Raw genomic sequence first — 23,011 nt, forward strand, 5'->3', positions numbered from 1 at the left:
ATGAGTTCGTGAGCATGATCTAGTTCACGTCCTCATTCACGCCCGAACAGGTTTAACGGCAGAGCACGGAGGTAAGGCGGCGGCTCGCCACGTACAGGCCGACGGCCAGCATCGCCAGCAGGTACGCCACGTTGCCGAGCATCGACCAGCTGAACATGCCGGTGGTGATGCCCCGGATCAGCTCGACCGCGTGGTACAGCGGAGTGATCGCGATCAGGATCTCGACCGGCAGCGGATAGTCCTGCACCGGCGAGAACGTGCCCGAGAACAGGAACAGCGCGAACTGCCCCGTGCTGATCAGGTCGAAGTCCTGCCAGCCCCGGATGAACGTGCTCACCGCCATGCCGACCGCACCGAACGCCAGCCCGACCAGCCAGGTCGCCGGGAAGGCCAGCAGCGCCCAGCCGGGCGTGGTCAGCCCCAGCGCCACCATGACGATCAGGAACGCCCCGGTGTACAGCGAACCGCGGATCATCGCCCAGGTCAGCTCCCCGGCCGCGATCTCCATCGGGCGCAGCGGGGTGGCCAGCATCGCGTCATACGTCTTGACGTACTTGAACTTGAAGAAGAAGTTGAAGGTCGTCTCGGCCAGCGCGCCGGACATCGCCGAGACCGCCAGCATGGCGGGGGCGACGAAGTTGGCGTACGGCAGCACCTCGCCGTCGTTCAGGGTCAGGTCGCCGACGAGCGCGCCGACCCCGACGCCGATGGACAGCAGGTAGAGCACCGGCTCGAAGAAACCCGAAGCCAGCACCAGCCAGTACGCGGGGCCGGAGCGCAGCGCCCCGACGTTGCGGTTGATGACAGCGCCCACCCGGGCGGGCGAGAGCCGGTTGCCGCGGGCGACCCGCGCGACGGCGTACGTGGTGACCATGGTCAGTCCCCTCAGTCCGAGAGCCGTCGGCGGAAGGCGCGCAGCGCCAGCAGGTAACCCAGCCCGGCCCAGGCCAGCAGGTAGGCCACGTGCGCGGCGACCGGCCACGGTGGCGCGACGCCGAGCGTGGCCGCCCGGCACAGCTCCACCGCATGCCACAGCGGCGACGCGTACGCCAGCGGCCGCAGCAGGGCCGGCAGCTGCGACACCGGGAAGAACACCCCGGCGAACAGCGTCGACGGGATCACCAGGAACCGGAACAGCAGCGCGAAGTAGCTGTCATTCTCGATCGTCGCCGCGAACGCCGACGTCGGCGCGGACACCGCGACCCCGAGCAGCGCGCACACGAACGGCGTGAACACCACCCACGGCGAGTGGATCGCCCCGAACAGCGCGCTGACCCCGAGGAACACCACCGAGGCGATGAGCACTCGGAAGATGATGTACAGCTGATATCCGGAGATCATGTCGGCGATGCGCACCGGCGTGGCCCGCATCGCGTGGAAGCCGCGGACCCACTTGAAGTCGCCCAGGATCGGGAACGTCGACTCCCCGACCGCCATCTGGAAGGCGGTCGAGGCGAGCACGCCCGGCACGATCCAGTCCAGGTAGCTGACACCGTCGACGCCGCTGATGTAGCCGCCGACGCCGATGCCGATGCTGAGCACGAACAGCACCGGGAGGATGAACGACGAGAAGACCGAGGCCTGCCAGAGCCTGCGGTACGAGACGATGGCGCGGTTGAAGACCGCGAGCGTGCCGTCCATCAGTCGACCAGCGTCCGGCCGGTGAGGATCAGGAACACGTCCTCCAGGGTCGAGCGCCGCACCAGCACGCTGGACGGGGTGAAGCCGCGCCGGTGCACCTCGTTCACGGCCGCGTCGCCGTCGGCGCTGTAGAGCAGCAGCCGGTCCGGCAGCGGGTCCAGGCGCTCGCCGATGCCCGCCAGCTTCTCCACGTACGTCGCCGGTGCGTCGTCGCCGAAGCGCAGCTCGACGACCTCGCGGGTGGAGTACGTCTCGATCAGGTGACGCGGGGAGCCCTCGGCGACGATCTTGCCGGCGTCCATCACGACGAGGCGGTCGCAGAGCTGCTCGGCCTCGTCCATGTAGTGCGTGGTCAGCACGAGGGTGACACCGCGCTGTTTGAGCCGGAACAGCCGCTCCCAGAGCAGGTGGCGGGCCTGCGGGTCGAGGCCCGTGGTGGGCTCGTCGAGCAGCACCAGGTCCGGCTCGTTGATCATCGCGCGAGCGATGGACAGGCGGCGCTTCATGCCACCGGACAGCGGCTCGACGGTGCTGCCCGACTTCTCCGTGAGCTGAACGAACTCCAGCAACTCGGCGGCACGGCGGCGGCCCTCGGCACGCGGGATGCCGAAATAGCGCGCGTACGTGGTCAGGTTCTCGAAGACCGTCAGGTCGGGGTCGAGGTTGTCGGTCTGCGGGCAGACGCCCAGCCTCGCCCGGATCGACGGACCCTCCCGCACCGGGTCCATGTCCAGGATGCGCAGCTCACCGGCGGTCGGCGTGGACACGCAGCCGATCATGCGCATGGTGGAGGACTTGCCCGCGCCGTTGGGCCCCAGGAAGCCGAACGCCTCGCCGGGCGCGACCTCCAGATCGATGCCGTCCACCGCGGTGAAGTCGCCGAACCGCTTGACCAGGCCGCGGGCACGGATCATCGGGGGTCGTTGGTCACTCACGCGGCGACCCTATCCCCGAGCCCCGACAATCTCGCGGCCTTTTTCCGATTCATCGATCACCCGGGCTGCCTCCGCGCTCGGGCCGCCCTCCATGATCGCCGTTTCGGGTCAAAATGTGAGGTCAGACCGCACTTTCCGACCCGAAACAGTGATCTACACGCCTCGCGAGTTTGGAAGGGCACCTTCCGCACCACATGGCGTTAAGAAGGTGCCCTTCCTTCGGCTGGAACAGCGCGCCGCCCGTGGGCGGCGAAGGCGGTGGGCGGCGCGACGGGGTGGGGCCGACGGCGCGGTGGGCGGCGACGGCGCGCGGTGCCGGGCGCGGTGCGCGGCGAAGCCCTGGTGCGCGGTGCCGGGCGCGGTGCGCGGCGAAGCCCTGGTGCGCGGTGCCGGGCGCGGTGCGCGGCGAAGCCGTGGCGCGCGGTGAGGCGCGGTGCGGGTGGGGGCCGCGTCGGTGATCCGTGGCGCGGGTGGGCGGGTCAGAGGTCGCCGAGGTCGCCTCGGGCGGCGGCGATGAGCTGGTCGGTGGCGGCTACGACGGCCGGGTCATCGCCGTCGGTGCCCTGGTCGTAGCGGACGGTCCAGGACAGGCCGTCGACGCCGGGGACGCGGCGGGCGAAGATCCAGGCGCCGCCGCCGGGGAGCTCGTGGTGCTGCGGCTGCTGGACCGAGCTGGTCACCCGCAGGCGCACCTGGTGCGGGAGGTGGTGCGGGTCGGTGAGTTCCAGGCGTATCGGGGTGCCGTCGGCGACGACCTCGTAGCCTGCCCGCTCCGCGACGATCTCGGCCGGGGTGACCACCAGCGCCTCGCCGTCCCAGACCGCCTTGTCGATGCGGTGCCAGCCGGTACGCTGCTCGCCCCACCACAGCCCGAGGTTGGTCGCGACGACCGTGTCGTCATCGGCGGCGGCCCAGGCCAGCACCCGTTCGTCGGCGGACAGCTGCGGACGGCGCTCCACGGGCAGCACACGCCGCCCGCCGAACAGTCGAAACTTCATCAGAGCCCTCCGGCGGCCTTCTCCTTGAGCGCCCGGGAGTGCTGCTCCAGGGCGACGAGTTCGGTGAAACGCGCCCGGTACTCGTCGGACTCGGTCACCGGGTTGATCCGCTGCAGCCGCGACTTGACGTCGCCGATGCGCTGGTTGAGCCCGGCGAGCTGCAGCCGGGCCAGGATCACGTGCAGGTAGCTCGAGTCCGGCTCGCCGTCGTAGCGGACCGGCTCGACGGCCAGTTCCATGACCAGCATCTGCGCGGCCAGGTCGGTGCACGCGTCGCGCACGCTGTTGACCCAGCCCGCTCCGGCGACTCCGGCGCAGGCCCCGCCCGCCGCGGCGATGGCCGCCCGGATGTCGCGGTACGGCGGGTGGCCGTAGAGGGTCTCGTCGACCGCGTCGAAGACCGGCCCGGCGAGCACCGGCTGCTGGATCGCGAGCTTCAGCGCCTCGCGCTCGACGACCAGGCGCGGGCTGTCCGGGGCCGTCGCGGCGGGCCGGGGCGCGGGCACGTTCGCGCCGTCGGCGCTGCGGATCGCCGTACGCACCTGGTCGACGTCGACGCCGAGGTCACCGGCTAGCTTCTGGGCGTACCCGGTGAGCAGTGACCTGTCTTTGATCTTGGAGACCATGGGTGCGGTGGCCCGCAGCGCGGCCACCCGGCCCTCGACCGTGTCCAGGTCGTAGCGGGCCAGCGTGGAGCGCAGCGCGAACGCGATCAGCGGCTCGCGCCGGGCGACCAGGTCGCGCACGGCCAGGTCGCCGCGCGCCAGGCGCAGCTCGCAGGGGTCCATGCCGTCGGGGCTGACCGCGATGAACGTCTGCCCGACGAACCGCTGGTCGTCGCCGAACGCCCGCAGCGCCGCCTTCTGCCCTGCCGCGTCGCCGTCGAAGGTGAAAATGATCTCTCCGGCGTACGCGTCGGTGTCCAGCAGCAGCCGCCGCAGCACCCCGATGTGGTCCGTGCCGAACGAGGTGCCGCACGTCGCCACGGCCGTGGTCACCCCGGCCAGGTGACAGGCCATCACGTCGGTGTACCCCTCGACGATCACGGCCCGGCCCTGCTTGGCGATCTCGCGCTTGGCCTGGTCGATGCCGTAGAGCACGTGCGACTTCTTGTACAGCGGCGTCTCGGGGGTGTTCAGGTACTTCGGGCCGTCGTCGTCGTCGAACAGCTTGCGCGCCCCGAAGCCGATCACGTCGCCGGACACGTCCCGGATCGGCCACAGCAGGCGGCGGCGGAACCGGTCCACCAGGCTGCCCGACCGGGCGGCACGGGCCAGGCCCGCCGTCTCCAGCTCCGCCGGGCTGAAGCCGAGCCCGCGCAGGTGCTTGACCAGCAGATCCCACTCCACCGGGGCGAACCCGCAGCCGTAACGCTGGGCGGCGTCCCGGTCGAAGCCGCGCTCGGCGAGGAACTCCCGGGCCGCCCGCGCCCCCGGCGTGAGCAGCTGCTCGGCGTAGAACGCCTGCGCCGCGGCGTGCGCGGCGACCAGGCGCTGGCGCTGCCCGTGCTGCGGGCGATCGACCGCCGGGCCGCCCTCGATCCGGCGCAGCTGGATGCCCGCCCGGTCGGCCAGGCGCTCCACGGACTCGATGAAACTCAGGTGATCGATCTTCTGCACGAAGTTGATCACGTCGCCGCCCTCGCCGCAGCCGTGACAGAACCACACGTTGCGCGCCTGGGAAACGGTGAACGACGGCGTCTTCTCGTCGTGGAACGGGCACAGCCCCTTGAGGTTGCCACCGCCCGCGTTCTTCAGGGTGACCTGCTCACCGGCCACGTCCACGATCGAGCTGCGCTCGCGTACGAGCGCGATGTCCTCATCACGGATGCGACCCCCGGCCATGCGCTACATCCTGCCAGGGCACACCACCCGGGCGCACAGCCGATACCGTGCGAGCGTGGCCCATCCCACCCCCGCTCCCGAGGCGGCCCGTCGCGCCGCCGACGACATCGAGCTCACCGTCGCGCTCGCCGAGTACACGAAGATCCTCGAAATGCGCCGGGCGGTCAGCGACCAGGCCCACAACCGCTACAACTTCTTCCTGGTCATCGCCACCGCCGTGGCCGCCGTCTCGGCCGGCCTGCTCGGCAGCGGCATCGACGACAACGTCAAGACCGGCGCGGTGGCCGCACTCGGCACGCTGGTGCTGCTGATGGGCCCGGCGGTCTTCGCCCGCCAGCTGCGCTACACCGGCGCCTCGCAGCGCTACGGCCTCGCCGAGCAGACGCTGCGCACCTACCTGCTCAGCCGCGCCCCGGCCGTCGCGCCGTACGTGCTGCTGCCCACCCTGGACGACGACGGGCTGTTCCCGCCCCCCAAGAGCTCCTCGCACCGGCGGCTGCGCGACGCGGTCGGCCTGGCCGCCACCATCGGCCTGGTCAACAGCGCCCTGTTCGCGATGGGCGGCGGCCTGCTCGCCGCAGCCGGGAAGCTGCCCGGCTGGGCGGTGACCATCATCGCCCTGGCCCTGTTCGCCGTCGCCGCGGTAGGCCACCTGTGGTGGGTCAGCCGCACCGTCCGCGCCAACTTCACCGCCAACCAGCGGCTCGTGGCCGCACGCCTCCCCGGCATCCCGCGCCAGACCACCCCGCCCCAGGGTCCGTAAACGCCACCGGTGATCGCTGTTTCGGGTCAAGATCTGTGGTCTGACCGCACCTTCTGACCCGAAACAGCGATCATGCTCGCCTCGGCCGACGTCCCGGCGGCAGGCGGAGCGGCGTCAGGCGGAACGGCGGTAGGCGAAGCGGCGTCAGGCCGAGGCGGAGCCGCCGGTCAGGTGCTGGTGCCAGGATTGGGCGGCGGGGTCGGTCAGGGAGGCGACCTGGTCGAGGACGACGCGGCGGCGGGCGGTGTCGTCGGGGGCTTCGCGCCAGAGAGGGGCGAAGACGGGGTCGAGCTCGTCGGGGGCCCGGTCGGCCAGGAGGCGGACCAGGTCGGTGAGGATCTCACGCTGCTGGGCGTACCACGGTTCCATGCCCCGGCGGCGCATCACGTAGCGCAGCGCGATGCCCTTGAGCAGGGCGCAGCGGATACGGGCGGCCTGCGGCACGATCAGGTCGGCGTCGTAGCGGCGCAGCGGGCCGTCGCCGTACTTCTCGCGGGTCGCGTCGACGGCGGCGGCGACGAAACGTCCGGTCAGGACGCTGGTGCAGCGTTTGAGCGCCTGCTGCGCCCTGAAGGAGCCGTCGTATCCGGCCAGCGGCGCGACGACGGGATCGGCCAGCAGCTCGATCAGCGCCTCGTTCAGCAGCGCCGGGGACTCCGACGAGTAGACCTGGGCCACGTCCGCGCACAGGGCGGCCCGCTCGTCGGCGTCGAGCAGCAGCGGCCGCAGTTCGATGAACCCGGAGTACAGGCCGTCCTCGACGTCGTGCACCGAGTACGCCACGTCGTCGGACCAGTCCATGACCTGCGCCTCCAGGCAGCGCCGGTCGTCGTCGGGCGCGCCCAGGCGCACCCAGTCGAAGACGGGGCGGTCGTCGGCGTACACCCCGAACTTGCGGGTGCCGTCCCGGCGTGGCCAGGGATACTTGCAGGTCGCGTCCAGCGAGGCCCGGGTCAGGTTGAGCCCCGCGCCCTCCACCTTGGCCTCCAGCCGGGTCAGCACCCGCAGCGTCTGCGCATTGCCCTCGAACCCGCCCCAGGCCCTGCTGACCTCGTCGAGCGCGTCCTCGCCGTTGTGCCCGAACGGCGGATGCCCCAGGTCGTGGGCCAGCCCGGCGACGTCGACGACATCGGCGTCGCAGCCGAGCCGGGCGCCCGTCTCGCGGGCGATCTGCGCGACCTCCAGCGAGTGCGTCAACCGCGTACGCAAGAAGTCGCCGCTGCCCGCCGTGTGCACCTGGGTCTTGGCGGCCAGCCGCCGGAATCCGGCCGAATGCAGCACCCGGGCCCGGTCGCGCTCGTACGGGCTGCGGCCGAAGCCGGTGTCCTTCGAAGGCTCGGGGATGAACCGCTCGCTGGGATCGACCATCAACCAAGACTACTGACCCTCCCCCGCTTTCTCGCGCACGCGCGGTGAACGTCAGCCGACCGGAACCATCCACGTTGGCATCGATGGTTATTGACATTCATGTTGCGGGGACGTTAAGTGGTGGGACAAGAGAGCGCTCTCACAACCGTTCCACGGTCCCCGGTCCGCCGCCTGCCGTGCCCCGCGGCGTGCGGTCCGCCCTCTTCCCCAGGAGGAGAAAGCCCTGATGAGCACGCGATTCTCCGGACGCCGCGCGGCGGCGTTCGCCACCGGCCTGGCCGTACTGACCGCCGCGGCGGTCGCCGCGGTCAACGCGATCCCCGCGCACGCCTCGCTGCCGTCCACGCCCTCGGGCTGGCAGCTGGTGTGGAGCGACGACTTCAACGGCGCGAACAACACGCTGCCCTCGTCCAGCAACTGGATCATCGACACCGGCACGTCCTACCCGGGCGGCCCCGCCCAGTGGGGCACCGGCGAGATCCAGACGTACACCAACAGCACGAACAACGTCCGCCAGGACGGCGCGGGCAACCTGCTGATCACGCCGATCAAGAGCGGCAACAACTGGACCTCGTCGCGCATCGAGACGGTCCGCACCGACTTCAAGCCCGCCGCGGGGCGCGTCCTGCGCATCGAGGGCCGCATCCAGATGCCCAACGTGACCGGGGCCGCGGCCGCCGGCTACTGGCCCGCGTTCTGGGCGCTCGGCGCTCCCTACCGGGGCAACTACCAGAACTGGCCGGGTGTCGGCGAGTTCGACATCATGGAGAACGTCAACGGCATCAACTCGGTGTGGGGCGTGCTGCACTGCGGCGTCGCGCCCGGCGGGCCGTGCAACGAGTTCAACGGCATCGGCGCGAGCCGGGCCTGTCCGGGCAGCAGCTGCCAGTCGGCGTTCCACACGTACCGGTTCGAGTGGGACCGCACCAACGAGAACGCCCAGCAGCTGCGCTGGTACGTCGACGGGACGCTGTTCCACACCGTGAACCAGAGCCAGGTCGGCTCGTACTGGGGCGCGATGACCTCGCACGCCGGTTACTTCCTGCTGCTCAACGTGGCCATGGGCGGCGCGTTCCCGAACGGCGTGGCCGGTTCGGCGACGCCGACCGGCAGCACCGTGTCGGGCCAGCCGATGCGCGTCGACTACGTGGCCGTCTACCAGACCACGGGCGGCACCACCCCGCCGTCGTCGCCGCCGGCCAGCCCGCCGCCGACCGGCAACCGCGACGCGTACGCCAACATCCAGGCCGAGAGCCGCAACGCCCAGTCCGGCACCACGATCTACGAGGGCTACTACGTCGGCGCCATCGGCAACGGCGACAACCTGCGCTTCGACGGGGTGAACTTCGGTTCGCCGCGCCCGCTGGACTTCGTGACCCGGGCCGCCTCGGGTGCCGCGGGCGGCATCAGCGGGCTGGTCGAGGTGCGTATCGACAGTCTGTCCAACGCGCCCATCGGCAGCTTCGCCATCGCCAACACGGGCGGCTGGACGAGCTGGCGCGAGATTCCCGCGAACGTGGGTACGGTGACCGGCACGCACACGGTCTACCTGACCTTCTCCAGCGGGCAGCCCAACGACTTCGTCAACATCGACTGGATCCGGTTCCGCCGCTGACCTGATCCGGTGTGGTCCCGGGAGGGCCCGGCAGGTAACGGCCGGGCCCTCCCGCGGTGAACCTCCACCGACACATGCTCGTTTCGGGACGCACGAGCGTCCCGAAACGAGCACGTGTTCGCGCCGTCAGTACGTGTAGCCGCTGTCGCCGGACGGGGAGGCCGCCGCGGCGGGTGAGGCCGGGGCGTCCGGTGAGGCGTCCGCGCCGGGCGGCTTGACCGGCACCGGGGTGGCGGTCGGCAGGCAGGTCAGGTTCTTGCGGCCGGTCGGCGCGACCACGAACCACACGCCGCCGACGGCCTGGCCCTTCCACTGCCCGGCCTTCTTGTCGCCGAGGTAGCGGTAGAGCGGCCAGCCGGCCAGGGTGACCTGGGTGGCCCCGTCCTCCCGCTCGATCGTGCCGACGAGCTTGGCGTCCAGGCCGGTCAGCTTCAGGTTCTCGTCGACCAGCACCGGCGGCCAGACCGCGGCGCAGTCACCGGAGCAGTGGGAGGCGGGCGGGTCGGCGGTGTCCTTGTCGAACCGGTAGAGCACGAAACCGGCCGCGTCGGTGACCACGTCGCCCATCTTCGGGATCTTCTTGCCGCGCAGCTCGGCGGTGGGTATACCGACCGCGGCGGCGACGATCTCGGCGGCGGGCTCGTTCTCGGCCGGGCCGAGCGGTGACGGGGCGGGCGCGGTGACCGGCGCGGGGCCGTCACGCAGGCCCGCGCAGGCGGTAATCGCCCCCAGGGGGACCACCAGCAGCGCGGCGGCGAGCACGACACGAACTTTTCGTAGCATCGGGACTTCCCTTCTCTCGGCTCAACCGACCAGGCTCAGGCGGCGCTGGTTCGGGACGACGGCGGGCAGCGACACGACCGGCCGGGCGGCGGCGCCCGCCTCCCGCATCGCGCGGGCGAGCGTGGTGAACTGCCGGGGCGCGTTGACGGCGACCACGCCGGTGGTCACCCCGCCCCGGCGGTGGGCGGCGAGGACGCCGCCGCGGGCGATGTCGCGGCGGCCGGGGCGCAGTTCGCTGACGGCGACCTCCTCGGCCTGGTCGAGGCGGCCGATGACCTGGATGCGCAGGCCGAACAGGTCGGACCAGTAACGCGGCAGGACGGCGGCGGCGGGGGCGGCGCGGGAGCCGGACAGCAGCGTGCGGGCCGCGGCCTGGCCCTGTTCCATGGCGGCGATCCACTGGTCGACACGGCCGGGCTGGTCGGCGTACCAGGCGTTGGGCCAGCGGGCCACCGCACCGGCGGCGACGACCCGGTCGACGCCCTGCACCCGCAGGCTCTCGTCGCAGAGCAGGCCGTCGCCGGTGTCGGCGTGGCGGGCGGTGAACCAGCCGGTGTCGGGCCGCTCCCCGAGGGTGGCGATGACCACGTCGGCGTCGACGTGCGAGCCGTCGTCGAGGTCGAGCCGCCAGCCACGGCGGCTGCGCGACAGGTGCCCGACCCGGCGGCCGAGGCGCATGCGCACGCCCTCGTGCCGCATCGTGTCGGCGATCAGCCCGCCCGTCACGGACCCGACGGCACGCGTCATGACCTGCGCGTTCGAGTCGATCATGACGCATTCGCGGGCCATCGAGCGCACCACGTGGGCGGCTTCGCAGCCGGTGAGCCCGGCGCCGACGACGGCGACCCGCCGCGCCCGGCGCAGGTCGGCGGCCAGGCCCAGCGCGTCGTCGATGCCGTGCAGGAAGTGCAGGCCGGGCTCGCCGGCGGGCCAGCCGTCCGGGACGACCGGGCTGGCACCGGTCGCGACGACCAGCGCGTCGTACTCGTACATCTCGCCGGTCTGCGCGTAGACGATCTGCCGCCTGGCGTCGAGCTCGGCGGCGACCCGGCCCGTCAGCCAGCGCGCGGGCGCGGCGGTGGACAGCCGCACGTCGCCGTGCCGCTGCCCGGTGAGCAGCCCTTTCGAGCAGGCCGGGCGATGGTACGGCGAGTGCGGCTCCCCCGCCAGCACGGTGACCGCGCCGGTGAACCCCAGGCGCTCCAGCTCCTCGACCGCCGCCACGGCGGCCCGCCCGCCGCCCACGACGACGATCCGGTCCAGATCGGACGTCCGGTGCCTCATGCCTGCTCCTCGTTCCACACGATGCGCCCGTCGAGGCCGGTTCCGCGTTCGTCAGGTTCGTCGGACCGCTCCATCACGGCTACTCCTCGCTGGTCAGGTCGGCGACGTGGAAGCGGTCACGGGCGGTGCGGTGCGATGGCCGGCTGTGGCGGGCCCGCTGCCGGAACTCGTCCAGCTCGGTGGCCGGCTCGAACGCGGGGCGGCGCTCCTCCGCGTCGTCCTCGGGTGGTGCGGTGGCACGCTCGCGTTGGCGCACGATGAGCGGAGTCACCGGCGGCGAGGGCACGGTCGGCGGGGACCCGGCGGGGCGGCGCACGCTGATGGCGCGGGCCGGGCACACCTCGACCGCGCGGACCACCTCGTCCAGGCGGTACGCGGGCGGGGCCGCGGTGTAGTCGAGCCGCCCGTCGCCGCGCAGGCTGAACACGGCGGGCGCCTCCTGCTCGCAGAAGCCGAAGCGGGCGCACTTCACCGGGTCCACGTCGACGACCAGGCTGTCGCGCTGCGGGTCGGGCCGCATGACGGACAGCACGCTGTCGGACTCGACCCGGCGGTTGCGGCGCGGCCAGGTGGTGAACCACAGGGCGACCGTCGCCAGCCAGGCGGTGTAGACCGGCCCCCAGACCCAGGCCGGGCCGGTGTCCGTGCCGGAGATCAGCACGTGCGCCGAGACCAGCGAGAACCCGACGTAGGTGGCCATGTGCACGGCGCGCCACCGACTGAAGCCGAGCCTGCGCTGGATCACGATCGAGATCGCGCCCGCCAGCACCAGTTCCAGGCCCAGCACGCCCGCGCCGACGCCGATCGGGTCGTCGGCGTCCACGAACGGCACGATGACCTCGACCACGCTGATGGTGCCGTTCGGCACGGCGAGCTGCGCGATCCCGTGCACCAGGCCGAGGGTCAGCCCGATCAGCGCGATGCCCTGATGGGCGGCGTACGCGACGGGCCGGCGGATCCGGCTCAGCCCCCATCCGTTGCGCAACGCGACGCCGCCGAGCACCGCCAGCCACAGCAGCCCGAACGACGTGAATCCCACCGTGGCGGCGATGACATGCGCACTCTCCATAACCGTCCCGCTACTCTGCTCGAATAAGCGACAATGGCATCGCGAATAAGTTCTGCGATCCCTTTGGGACGACACTTTCAACCTCGCGCGACACAATGTCAATGCCTGCGGCCACATCGCGGACTCGGTGTGCGAACAGGGCACACTTTTTTAGGTACGTCCTATGCGGACCCTAATAACGGCTTAACAAAGCTGTCGGGGATTGACTGCCGAGCGGACTCCGAGCATAGGCTCCTGTCGCTGCCAATAGACAGTCGAAGCTGTATTCGGGCGAACACGGAAAGGCGTCGGATGGACATTCGCCAGGCTCGGGCCGCTGCCGTCGCGGCGGTCGCGGCGCTCGCCGTCACGGTGGCGCTCACCCCGCCGCCGGCCGCCCATGCCGAGGAGCCGGACGCGGGCTGGACCGTCACCGAGTTCGGCCCGCTCGGGCCCGCCGACCGGGACCTGCTGGTCCGCGTACGCCTCGCCGGTCTCTGGGAGGCGCCCGCCGGTAAGCAGGCCCAGGACCGTGCCCGCAGCGAGAAGGTCAAGGAGGTCGGCCACCACATCAGTTCCGAGCACATCGCGCTGGACGCCGAGGTGCTCAAGGTCGCCGACCGACTGGGGGTGCCGCTGCCCGACCGGCCCAACGCCGAGCAGCAGAGCTGGCTCGACGAACTGAACGGGCTGCGCGGCGAGCCGTGGGACAACGCCTTCGCCGCCCGCCTGCGCGTCGCCCACGGCAAGGTCTTCAGCGTGGTGGCGGCGGTCCGTGCGGGCACCCGCAACGAGATGATCCGCGAGTTCGCCCAGCAGGCCGTGACCATCGTGATGCGGCACATGACGCTGCTGGAGAGCACCGGGCTGGTCGACTACTCCGCCCTGCCCGCGCCGCCGACCCCCGCCCCGGCCGCGGCCCGGCGCACCGGCGGCCCGCCCGCCCCGCTGATCTGGCTGATCCTGGCGGCCGCCCTGGCCGCGGGTGCGGTCACCGCGGCCCGCATCCGACACCCCCGCTGACCCGCCACGGCAGCCACGGCAGCGGCCACACCCCGGCACCCACCTCCCCCGGAAGGACATCTCCGATGCCACGCAACCACTTTCCCCGGCACCGCATGGAACCTCGCGCGATGCGATTACTGGCCGCGGTGATCGTGCTGATCGCCGCGACCGTGCTGGCCACCATCAGCCAGGTCTCGCAGGCCGCGACCGGCGACGGCGCCACACCCGCCGCCGAGGTCCCCGCGGCGCTGGCGGCGGCCGCCCGCATCCCCAACGACCAGGGCCCCGACGCCGAGTGCACCCGGCCGCGCTCGCCCGCGCGCTGCCACGCCCCGACCGGGCCGCCGGTCGCCGGCGACTTCATCGACATCCGCCAGGTCGCGCCCAACGTACGCGAGCGCCGCGCCACCCCCCAGGGCTCCGCGGGCACGTTCACCTCGCTGTGCGGACGCAACCTCAACAACCACCGCAATCCCGACAACTTCATCGTCGCGCCGGGGGTGTCCAACGGCGCGCACCACACGCACGACTACGTCGGCAACCTGTCCGCCGACGGCAACTCCACCAACGAGAGCCTCGCCGCGGCGGGCACCACCTGCCGCCGGGACGACCGGTCGACGTACTACTGGCCGGTGCTGCGCCAGCGCGGCACCGTCGGCGACGACGCGACGGCCGACGGCGGCGGCAACGACGGCAACACCGGCCGGATCCTGCGCCCGGCGTCGGTGCGGCTGGAGTTCCGCGGCAACCGGTTCGCGAAGGTCACCGCGATGCCGGACTTCATCCGGCTGATCACCGGTGACGCCAAGGCGGTCACCAACGGGCCCGCCAACGCCAAGGCGCAGTGGACCTGCACAGGTTTCACCAACCGCCGCACCACCAAGTACCCGCTGTGCCCGTCGGGCAGCCAGGTGCAGCGCGTGCTGGACTTCCCGAGCTGCTGGGACGGCGTCAACGCCGACAGCGCCAACCACCGCGCGCACGCGATCTTCCCCGCCGCCGACGGGCGCTGCCCGGAGGGCACGAAGCCGATCGCGCAACTGCGCATGACGCTGACCTACAGCGTGCCGCGCGGGCGGACGTTCGCCCTGGACACGTTCCCCGAGCAGAACCACAACCCGCTCACCGACCACGCCGACTTCGTCAACGTGATGCCGTCACAGCTGGTGACGTTCGCGACCGACTGCATCAACCGCGGCCGCCGCTGCTGACGCGGCACCGGATCGAGGGGGCACGCGACCGCATCCGCGTGCCCCCTCTCGCCGTGCTCAGGCGGGAGCCGGGGCGGTGGGCAGCAGGCCCGCGCGCGGCCAGACCCCGATCGCCAGCGCCAGCACGGTGGCACCGGCGCCCAGCAGGTACGGGGTGAGGCCCGCGCTGAGCGCGAAGGCGAACACCATGCCGAACTGCCCCGTCATGATCGCGCCGACCAGCCGGATCCCGGTGAGCGTGTAGAGCCGCCCCGGGACGCTGCGGACCCGGCGCGCGACCGGCCCCGCTGCCAGGTAGATCGCCCCGCCCAGCACGGCGCTGCCCAGGAAGGCGGGCAGCACGGCGGCGCTCCAGCCCAGGTCCGCGGTCACGGCCAGGCTCATCGTCAGGGTGAAGAACGCGTACGTGAAGAAGAAGAAACCCACCACGGCGCGCAGGATGGTCACGTGGGTGCGCAGGGCAGGATCGATAGGGGGCATGAGCGGGCAGTTTAGGGGGTACGCGCCGCACCCGCGTACCCCCCGACCGGTCCGCTTGGGCCCGGACCGGTGTGCCCGCGCCGCCGCCACCCCCTGGCGGCGGCGCGGGCCGGAGACGTCACCCGATGGTGCAGGTGGCGCCGTTGACGGTGAACGCCGCCGGCCGCGGGTTGCTGCCGGTGTGGGTGGCGTTGAAGCCGAACGAGGTGGACGCCCCGGGGGCGAGCGTTCCGTTGTAGCTCTCGTTGGTGATCGTGACGTCGGCCCCGGTCTGGGTGAACTTCGACGACCAGGACTGGTTGATCTGCTGCCCGGCGGTGAACGAGAACCGCAGCGTCCAGCCGTTCATCGTGGCCGTGCCGGTGTTCTTGACGGTCACGTTGCCGGTGAAGCCGCTGCCCCAGTCGTTGCTGCCGTACGTCACCTGGCAGCTGCCCGCCGGGTTGTTCGGCAGGGTCGTGACCGACACGGCGCCCGACGCCGTCGAGGCGTTGCCCGCCGCGTCGGCCGCGACCACGTAGAACTGGTACGCCGTGGCGGCGGTCAGGCCGCTTACCGCGTACGTGGTCCCGGTGACCGTGGCCAGCAGCGCGTCGGTCGTACCGGCCTCGCGGTAGACCCGGTAGCCGGTGACGCCGACGTTGTCGGTCGAGCCGGTCCAGGTCAGGGTGAGGCCGCTCGAGGTCACCGAGGAGGCCACCGGCGTGCCGGGCGTGCTCGGCGGCGTGGTGTCGACCGGGTCGGCGATCAGCGTGGTGAAGGTCGCCGGGGTCGAGGCGGCCGAGCGGTTGCCCGCGCCGTCCCGGGCCATGACGTAGTAGGTGTAGGACGTGTTCGGGGTGAGGCCGGTCAGCGACAGCGTCGCCGCCGTCGGCGAGCCGACGAGCACGTCGGTCGTGCCCGCCTCCCGGTAGACGTCGTAGCCGGCCAGGCCGCTGCCGCCGGTGTCGGACGAGCCCGCCCAGGCCAGCGTCATGCCGGTGGTCGTGACGCCGGACGCTCTCGGCGTGCCGGGCACGCTGGGCGCGGCGGTGTCGGGCGTGGTGCTGGGCTCGTTGCCCCAGATTCGCACGCCGCCGTGGTACAGCGGCACGCCCGGGTTGACACCTGCGGTGGCCAGGTACGACGGGTCGTTGGCGGTACTCCAGGTGCCGCCCTCGCCGACGCCGACCTTGAACTGCACCTCCATCCGGTGCTGCGACTGCCCGGCGGGCGCGATGGGGTAGCCGGTGCAGTCGACCTCGACGTACCAGAGGTTGCCCTGGGCCTGCTTCGCCGTGGACGGCGACGGGCAGCCCTGGGTGTAGCCGGCGGTCACCACGACCGCGCTGGCGTCGTCACGGGTGAAGTAGTAGCGGAACTTCGCCGTGGTCAGGGCGCGGGCCGGGAACGCGGACTTGTTGTAGACGATCGCCTTGACGCGGGTCTCGCGGGCGTCGGCGACCAGCGTCGTCTCGACCGTCATCTCGTCCATGTCCGGGGCCTGCACGCCGGGGAACCCGGCCAGCGGGGTGCCGCCGTACTCCTGGGCCAGCCGGGCCAGCGACGAGGTGAGACCGGCGTTGTAGTCGGTGGCGACCTCGTTCATGACGTAGTCGTTGCGCTGGTCCTGATACGCGTCGTCGGGCGAGGACGGGCCGCCGACCAGTGCCCCGTACAGCACGTGCCGGGTCTCGGTGGGCACGGTCATGCTGTCCCACCACGAGCCGTGCGCGGTGCGGTGGTGCGGGTTCTTCGGTGAGTTGTTCCCGAAACCGATCATGTAAGAGGAGTTGCGCGGGTTGTCGCCGAGCGCGTAGTTGATCTGCCGGACCGCGAAGTCGTGGTAGCGGGCCTTGCGCACGGTGTCGGTCGTCTTGTCGCTGTACACCAGCGCGGCGAACGAGGTGTTCGCGGCGTAGCGCAGCGCGCCCCAGCTGTCGAGCACGGCCATGCCGCCGGGCGAGGTGCGGATCTTCTCGCCGTTGACGCCGACGGTCCAGTAGTCGAGCCAGCGGTTGGCGTCGTCGACGTACCTCTGCTTGCCGGTCAGGTTCGCCAGCAGCACGTACGCGCCGAACTGCTTGTTGTCCCAGGCGAGGGTCCACTTGTACGAGCGGGTGGTGGTCTGCGGCTCGGTGCCCAGGCTGTCGTACGCCGCCTCGGCCTTGGCCAGGTAGGACGCGTCGCCGGTGGCCCGGTAGAGCCAGATCCCGCCCCACACCAGCTCGTCGGTGTAGCCGCTCCACGACTTGTAGAAGTTCGTCGCGTCGGTGATGCACGAGTGGTAGGTCTGGCGCACCGTGTCGGCGAACGTGTAGAGCTGCTTGGCGTGCGTGACCAGGGTGTCGGCGTACGTCGGGTCGGTGGGCCGGAACACCATCGACGAGGCGGCCATCGCGGCGGCGGTCTCCCCGGCGAGGTCGGCCCCGCCGCAGGTCGCGTCGATCTTGTAGGCGGGCCGCGCCATCGGCATCACCTCGGCCGGGCCCCACCACTTGTGGTCGTCGTCGCCCTTGCCGACCTGTCCGTAGAGGACGTTGGCCGACGGGTGCGCCTTGATGAAGTAGTCGTTGGGCACCCGCAGGTTGTTGAGCAGCTGGGTGAGCTGCCCGGAGGCGGCGTAACCGGCCCGGTACTCGACCGCTCCCCAGGCCAGCATGGTCGTGGTGAACGCCATCGGGAAGCCGAACTTGACGTGGTCACCGGCGTCGAACCAGCCGCCGGTGAGGTTCAGGCCGACGTCGGCGCCGTCGTTCATGGCGGAGTCGCCGCGCCAGGACACCCGGCTCCAGGCGGGCTTGGGACCGGCGATCTGCGCCTCGTAGAAGTACAGCGACTTCTGCAGCGCCTCGCCGTAGTTGAAGGTCGGCGCGGCGGCGGCCGGGCCGGGAGTGACCACGACGGCGAAACTCGCCGCGGTCAGCGCCGCGGCGGCGGTGGCCGCCAGCCGGCGTCGCCAGAGTGGTCGTGCGTCGGGCATGGCAGGACTCCTCGTACGTGGAGCCGGACCTGGGCGCGACGCGACGGGACTACGCGGGAGGCGGACGTGGGCGCGTCCACTCCCGCCCGACGCGGCGGCCAGGCACGGTAGGTGATCGGGTGTCAGTCGACGGGAGCGCTCCCACAACTGCGGACCAATGTAGCCGGATGTAACGCGCATGTGAAGCGTCAGTGAGCAGCCGATATCCGATGATCTATCGCGCACCCTGCCGAGTGGGCCCTTGCGGTGATCCGAGACGGCACCGGCGGTGGCAGCGCTCCCACGTCAGCGGCCGTCGACGGTGGAACTTTCAGCGCGCGGGGATCACGGCCGGGGGCGCAGCCGGAACTCGTTGCCCTCGGGATCGGCGAGCAGGGTCCACGGCGTGCTCGGCGTCGGCGCGGGCACGTGGCGCGCGCCCATGTCCATCAGGCGCTCGATGTCCGCCGTGAGATCGTCGCAGTCCAGCTCGACCTGCAGCCGGTTGCGGCCCACCTTCGCGGCGGGCGCCTGCACGAACAGCATGCCCGGATAGGTCGCCTGGTCGGGCGCGATCGCCACCGCGTCGGGCCGCTCCTCCAGGATCTGGAAGTGGAGGACCTCAGCCCACCAGCGAGCCAGCCGCGCCGGATCCCCGGCGTCCACTGCGGTGCCATGCCAGCGCAGCCCCATCGCCGCCTCCTGCCAGATTGGACAGAGTGCCGAAAGCGTACGCCGCCGTCTTCCCGTCTGCCACCACTCGTAAACCCGGAGGTAAGGAAGGGCACCTTCCACAACGCATAGCGAGTGGAAGGTGCCCTTCCTTACTCAGAGGCGGGCGCGGCCAGCTTCGAGGCGGGCCACGGGGACGCGGAACGGGGAGCAGGACACGTAGTCCAGGCCGACCTCGTCGAAGAAGCGCACCGACTCCGGGTCGCCGCCGTGCTCGCCGCAGACACCGATCTTCAGGTCCGGGCGGACCTGGCGGCCCTCCTGCACGGCGATCCGGACCAGGCGGCCGATGCCGTCGCGGTCCAGCGTCTCGAACGGCGACACCCCGAACACCCCCAGCTCCAGGTATCGGCTGAAGAACGAGCCCTCCACGTCGTCGCGCGAGAAGCCCCAGCCCATCTGGGTCAGGTCGTTGGTGCCGAAGGAGAAGAAGTCGGCCGCCTCGGCGATCTGTCCCGCCGTCAGGGCGGCCCGGGGCACCTCGATCATCGTGCCGATCGGGGTGCCGGTCATGCCCTCCTCGGCGAGGATGCGCTCGGCGTCGGCGCGTACCGCCTCCAGCTCCTGGACCGCGCCCACCAGCGGCACCATGATCTCCGGCCGGGCCTCGCCGCCCTCGGCGCGGACCTTGGCCGCCGCCTGCGCGATGGCCCGCACCTGCATGCCGAACAGACCCGGAATGACCAGCCCGAGGCGTACGCCGCGCAGCCCCAGCATCGGGTTCTGCTCGTGCATCCGGTGCACCGCGGCCAGCAGCGCCTCCCGGTGCGGATCGGGGTGCTCGGCCGTGGCGACCTCGACGGCCAGTTCCTCCAGCGGCGGCAGGAACTCGTGCAGCGGCGGGTCGATCAGCCGGATGGTGACCGGCAGCCCGCCCATCGCCCGGAAGATCTCCGCGAAGTCGTCGCGCTGCAACGGCAGCAGGGCGTCGAGGGCCCGCTGCTGCTCGTCCTCGCCGTCGGCCAGGATGAGCCGCTCGACCATGGTGCGACGCTCGCCCAGGAACATGTGCTCGGTGCGGCACAGGCCGATGCCCTGCGCCCCGAAGCGGCGGGCCCGCGCGGCGTCGGCGCCGGTGTCGGCGTTGGTGCGGATGGCCATCCGCCGCCGCAGGTCGGCGTGCTCCAGCATCCGGTGTACGGCGGCGACCAGGGTGTCGGCGTCGGCGGGCAGGTCGCCGTCGAAGTAGCGCACCACCGGGCTGGGCTTGACCGGCACCTCGCCGAGGTAGATCGCCCCGGTGGTGCCGTCGATCGAGATCAGGTCGCCCTCGGACACGGTCACGTCGCCGACGGCGAAGCGCTTGCCCGCGAGGTCCACCTCGACCGACTCCGCACCGCACACGCAGGTCTTGCCCATGCCCCGGGCGACCACGGCGGCGTGCGAGGTCTTGCCCCCGCGGCTGGTCAGGATGCCCTGCGCGGCGATCATGCCGGGCAGGTCGTCGGGGTTGGTCTCCCGGCGCACCAGGATGACCTTCTCCCCCCGCGCGGCCTGCTCGGCGGCCTGCTCGCTGTCGAACACCACGTGACCGACCGCCGCACCGGGCGAGGCCGCGATGCCCTTGGCGATCGGCTTGTCGACGGCCGTCTCGTCGAACGTCGGGAACATCAGCTGGGCCAGCCGCGCCCCGCTCTGGCGGCGCAGGGCCTCGTCAAGGTCGATCATGCCCTCGTCGACGAGCTGCGACGCGATGATGAACGCCGCCGCCGCGGTGCGCTTGCCGACGCGGGTCTGCAGCATCCACAGTTTCCCGGCCTCGATGGTGAACTCGATGTCGCACAGGTCGCGGTAGTGGCCTTCGAGCGTGGACATGATGCCCATCAGCTCGTCGAAGGACTTCTTGTCCAGCTGCTCCAGCTCGTGCAGGCCGACCGTGTTGCGGATGCCGGCCACCACGTCCTCGCCCTGGGCGTTGGCCAGGTAGTCGCCGTACACGCCGCGGGCGCCGGTGGCCGGGTCGCGGGTGAAGGCGACGCCGGTGCCCGAGTCCGGGCCGAGGTTGCCGAAGACCATGGCCACGATGTTGACCGCGGTGCCCAGGTCGGCCGGGATGCGCTCCTGGCGGCGGTAGAGCACGGCCCGCTCGGCGTTCCAGGAGTCGAAGACGGCGTTGACGGCGAGCTTCAGCTGCTCGCGCGGGTCCTGCGGGAACTCGCGGCCGGTGTGCTCGGCGAAGATCGTCTTGAAGGTGCCGACCAGCGTACGCAGTTCGGCGGCGTCCAGGTCGATGTCGGCGCGCTCGCCCTTGACCTCGTCCATGGCGTGCTCGAACGCGTCGCCGGGCACGTCGCAGACGGTCTTGCCGAACATCTGGATGAGCCGGCGGTACGAGTCCCACGCGAAACGCTCGTTGCCGCTGCGCGCGGCCAGGCCGTGCACGCTGGCGTCGGTCAGCCCGACGTTGAGCACCGTCTCCATCATGCCGGGCATGGAGAACTTCGCTCCCGAGCGCACGGAGACCAGCAGCGGGTCGGCGGGTTCGCCGAGGCGGCGGCCCATCTTCTGCTCCAGCGCGGTCAGGTGCGCCCCGACCTGCCCGGCCAGTTCGGCGGGCGGGCGGCCCTCGGCCAGGTACTCCCGGCAGGCCTCGGTCGTGATGGTGAAGCCGGGCGGCACGGGCAGCCCGATCCGCACCATCTCGGCGAGGTTCGCGCCCTTGCCGCCGAGCAGATCCTTGAGGTCCTTGTTCCCCTCGGCGAAGTCGTACACGTACTTCGTCATTGCGACCTCCCGCGTAGTGACCTCGACAACCAGTCTTGCGTGGGAACTTAACGGCCGCTCAGGGAATTTAGGAGGAGCTGGTGACGTATGGCACAGGTATCGACAGTTGTGCCGTTCGCACGGTTTTCGGGGAGCGTTCCCACGCGCACTACCGCGCATTACCGCCCCGTTGGTGGGACGTTCGGCGGGACCGGACGGGACCGCCGAAACGGACATCGATTGCTAACGTTCGACCCATGCATCCGTTCGGTCCTGAAGCGACGTCCGCCCCCCATCCGGTCTACGCACGGCTGCGCGAGGAGGCCCCGGTCCACGAGATCCAGCTGACCCCGACCTTCACGGCCTGGCTGGTCACCCGATACGACGATGCCCGCCGCGCCCTCAACGACCCCCGTCTGAGCAAGAACATCGCCGGGACGCCGATCCGCACCGGCAGCGGCTGGCCGGTCGAGCTGCGCGCCGCGATGGACTCGCACATGCTCAGCAACGACCCGCCCGAGCACACCCGGCTGCGCCGCCTGGTCTCCTCGGTGTTCACCGCGCGCCGCATCGCCGAGCTGCGCCCCGACGTGCAGCGCATCTCCGACGAGCTGCTCGACGGCTTCGCCGGGCGCGACGAGGTCGACCTGATCGGCGAGTACGCCTTCCCGCTCCCGTTGCAGGTCATCTGCGAGCTGCTCGGGGTGCCGATGGACGACCGGGACACCTTCCGGCGGTGGTCGAACACCATCATCGCCAGCGCGATGGCGCAGGGCGACGCGCTGGCGGCCGCGACCTCGATGACCGCGTACGTGCGCGAGCTGGTCGAGCGCAAGCGGGCCGAGCCGGACGCCGCGCTGCTGTCCGCGCTCGTGTCGGCGGCCGACGAGGGTGACCGGCTGACCGAGGACGAGCTGACCTCACTGGTCTTCCTGCTGCTCCTGGCCGGGCACGAGACCACGGTCAACCTCATCGGCAACGGCGTCTACCTGCTGCTGAGCCACCCGGAGCAGCTGGCGCGGCTGCGCGCGGACCGCACGCTGCTCCCGCCCGCGATCGAGGAGTTCCTGCGCTACGAGAGCCCGGTGAAGACCTCGACGTTCCGGATCGCCACCGAGCCGGTGGAGTTCGGCGGAGTGGCCGTGCCGGCGGGCGCGATCGTGATGGTCAGCCTGCTGTCGGCCAACCACGACCCGCAGGTCTTCGCCGACCCGGAGCGCTTCGACCCGGCACGGAACGACAACCAGCACCTGGCGTTCGGTCATGGCATCCACTACTGCCTGGGCGCGCCGCTGGCCCGGCTGGAGGGCGAGATCGCCTTCAGCGGCCTGCTGGACCGTTTCCCGAAGCTGCGCGCTACGCAGCCGCTCGAGGAGCTGATGTGGCGTCCCGGAGCGCTCCTACGTGGCCTCGATCGGCTTCCCGTCACGCTGAGCTGAAATTTCCCCCAAGATCAATGCTTCATTTGGTGCCGATTTGGGCGTTCAAGTGGAGCTTTGATGGCATATCAAGCCGCACCCCTGAGGTGATCCCGCAAGGGAAAATGACAGCAATTCGGACACCCTGTGATGCAGATCACAGTCTCCCAAGACGTGATGAACCGTCAAGTAAGCCCCTAGAAGGGGAGGAAAGTTCACCCATCAGGACGGATGATTCCTGA

At 71.3% G+C, this 23,011-nt stretch carries 18 protein-coding genes; 5 read left to right on the forward strand and 13 right to left on the reverse strand.

The window, feature by feature from the left end; genetic code table 11:
• Nucleotides 1-52: 52 nt before the first annotated feature.
• The 5 genes from HAV40_RS27175 to dnaG form a co-directional block, all read right to left on the reverse strand.
• Complete coding sequence (locus HAV40_RS27175; RefSeq protein ID WP_166386130.1) at nt 53-874, reverse strand: ABC transporter permease; 822 nt, start codon at nt 872-874, stop codon at nt 53-55.
• 11 nt (nt 875-885) lie between these two features.
• A complete protein-coding gene (locus HAV40_RS27180) occupies nt 886-1,641 on the reverse strand; it encodes an ABC transporter permease (RefSeq protein WP_166386132.1) in 756 nt (251 codons plus the stop codon).
• Entirely contained in the window at nt 1,641-2,555 is a 915-nt protein-coding gene (locus tag HAV40_RS27185) for an ABC transporter ATP-binding protein (RefSeq protein ID WP_166386414.1), read from the reverse strand. The genes HAV40_RS27180 and HAV40_RS27185 overlap by 1 nt, the downstream gene beginning before the upstream one ends.
• 500 nt (nt 2,556-3,055) lie before the next feature.
• Nucleotides 3,056-3,574 (reverse strand): hypothetical protein, encoded by a 519-nt coding sequence (locus tag HAV40_RS27190; RefSeq protein WP_166386134.1) that lies wholly within the window; start codon nt 3,572-3,574, stop codon nt 3,056-3,058.
• Entirely contained in the window at nt 3,574-5,418 is a 1,845-nt protein-coding gene (gene dnaG, locus HAV40_RS27195; protein ID WP_166386136.1) for a DNA primase, read from the reverse strand. The genes HAV40_RS27190 and dnaG overlap by 1 nt, the downstream gene beginning before the upstream one ends.
• Before the next feature lie 55 nt (nt 5,419-5,473).
• Here dnaG and HAV40_RS27200 point away from each other — a divergent pair, with 55 nt between their 5' ends.
• Nucleotides 5,474-6,181 (forward strand): hypothetical protein, encoded by a 708-nt coding sequence (locus HAV40_RS27200; protein WP_166386138.1) that lies wholly within the window; start codon nt 5,474-5,476, stop codon nt 6,179-6,181.
• A gap of 144 nt (nt 6,182-6,325) precedes the next feature.
• Here the strand turns inward: HAV40_RS27200 and HAV40_RS27205 are convergent, their stop codons facing one another.
• Nucleotides 6,326-7,549: a deoxyguanosinetriphosphate triphosphohydrolase gene (locus tag HAV40_RS27205; protein ID WP_166386140.1), complete on the reverse strand. Its 1,224-nt coding sequence runs from the start codon at nt 7,547-7,549 to the stop codon at nt 6,326-6,328.
• A gap of 226 nt (nt 7,550-7,775) precedes the next feature.
• Between HAV40_RS27205 and HAV40_RS27210 the strand changes: the two genes are divergently transcribed.
• Nucleotides 7,776-9,164 carry a carbohydrate-binding protein gene (locus tag HAV40_RS27210; protein ID WP_166386142.1) on the forward strand — a complete coding sequence of 463 codons (1,389 nt, stop codon included), beginning with the start codon at nt 7,776-7,778 and terminating at the stop codon, nt 9,162-9,164.
• Between the two features lie 126 nt (nt 9,165-9,290).
• Here the strand turns inward: HAV40_RS27210 and HAV40_RS27215 are convergent, their stop codons facing one another.
• From HAV40_RS27215 to HAV40_RS27225, 3 genes are all read right to left on the reverse strand, one after another.
• Nucleotides 9,291-9,947 (reverse strand): COG4315 family predicted lipoprotein, encoded by a 657-nt coding sequence (locus HAV40_RS27215; protein WP_166386144.1) that lies wholly within the window; start codon nt 9,945-9,947, stop codon nt 9,291-9,293.
• 21 nt (nt 9,948-9,968) lie between these two features.
• Nucleotides 9,969-11,231 (reverse strand): NAD(P)/FAD-dependent oxidoreductase, encoded by a 1,263-nt coding sequence (locus HAV40_RS27220; protein ID WP_166386146.1) that lies wholly within the window; start codon nt 11,229-11,231, stop codon nt 9,969-9,971.
• Nucleotides 11,232-11,310: 79 nt separating this feature from the next.
• Complete coding sequence (locus HAV40_RS27225) at nt 11,311-12,300, reverse strand: ferric reductase-like transmembrane domain-containing protein (RefSeq protein WP_166386148.1); 990 nt, start codon at nt 12,298-12,300, stop codon at nt 11,311-11,313.
• A gap of 291 nt (nt 12,301-12,591) precedes the next feature.
• Between HAV40_RS27225 and HAV40_RS27230 the strand changes: the two genes are divergently transcribed.
• Nucleotides 12,592-13,302 (forward strand): DUF4142 domain-containing protein, encoded by a 711-nt coding sequence (locus HAV40_RS27230; RefSeq protein ID WP_166386150.1) that lies wholly within the window; start codon nt 12,592-12,594, stop codon nt 13,300-13,302.
• A 110-nt stretch (nt 13,303-13,412) separates the two neighbouring features.
• Nucleotides 13,413-14,495 (forward strand): DUF1996 domain-containing protein, encoded by a 1,083-nt coding sequence (locus HAV40_RS27235; RefSeq protein WP_203671707.1) that lies wholly within the window; start codon nt 13,413-13,415, stop codon nt 14,493-14,495.
• A gap of 57 nt (nt 14,496-14,552) precedes the next feature.
• Here HAV40_RS27235 and HAV40_RS27240 read toward each other — a convergent pair whose 3' ends face one another.
• From HAV40_RS27240 to ppdK, 4 genes are all read right to left on the reverse strand, one after another.
• A complete protein-coding gene (locus tag HAV40_RS27240) occupies nt 14,553-14,975 on the reverse strand; it encodes a hypothetical protein (RefSeq protein ID WP_166386154.1) in 423 nt (140 codons plus the stop codon).
• A gap of 118 nt (nt 14,976-15,093) precedes the next feature.
• Nucleotides 15,094-17,937 (reverse strand): glycoside hydrolase family 9 protein, encoded by a 2,844-nt coding sequence (locus HAV40_RS27245; protein ID WP_166386156.1) that lies wholly within the window; start codon nt 17,935-17,937, stop codon nt 15,094-15,096.
• A 324-nt stretch (nt 17,938-18,261) separates the two neighbouring features.
• Complete coding sequence (locus tag HAV40_RS27250; RefSeq protein ID WP_120316404.1) at nt 18,262-18,609, reverse strand: VOC family protein; 348 nt, start codon at nt 18,607-18,609, stop codon at nt 18,262-18,264.
• A gap of 135 nt (nt 18,610-18,744) precedes the next feature.
• On the reverse strand, nt 18,745-21,372 hold the full coding sequence (ppdK, locus tag HAV40_RS27255; RefSeq protein ID WP_166386158.1) for a pyruvate, phosphate dikinase: 2,628 nt from the start codon (nt 21,370-21,372) through the stop codon (nt 18,745-18,747).
• Between the two features lie 236 nt (nt 21,373-21,608).
• On the opposite strand from ppdK, the gene HAV40_RS27260 reads away from it, so the two are divergent.
• Nucleotides 21,609-22,790: a cytochrome P450 family protein gene (locus HAV40_RS27260; protein ID WP_166386160.1), complete on the forward strand. Its 1,182-nt coding sequence runs from the start codon at nt 21,609-21,611 to the stop codon at nt 22,788-22,790.
• The last annotated feature ends 221 nt before the right edge of the window (nt 22,791-23,011 follow it).

The organism is Catellatospora methionotrophica, assembly GCF_011297335.1.
Classification (GTDB): domain Bacteria; phylum Actinomycetota; class Actinomycetes; order Mycobacteriales; family Micromonosporaceae; genus Catellatospora; species Catellatospora methionotrophica.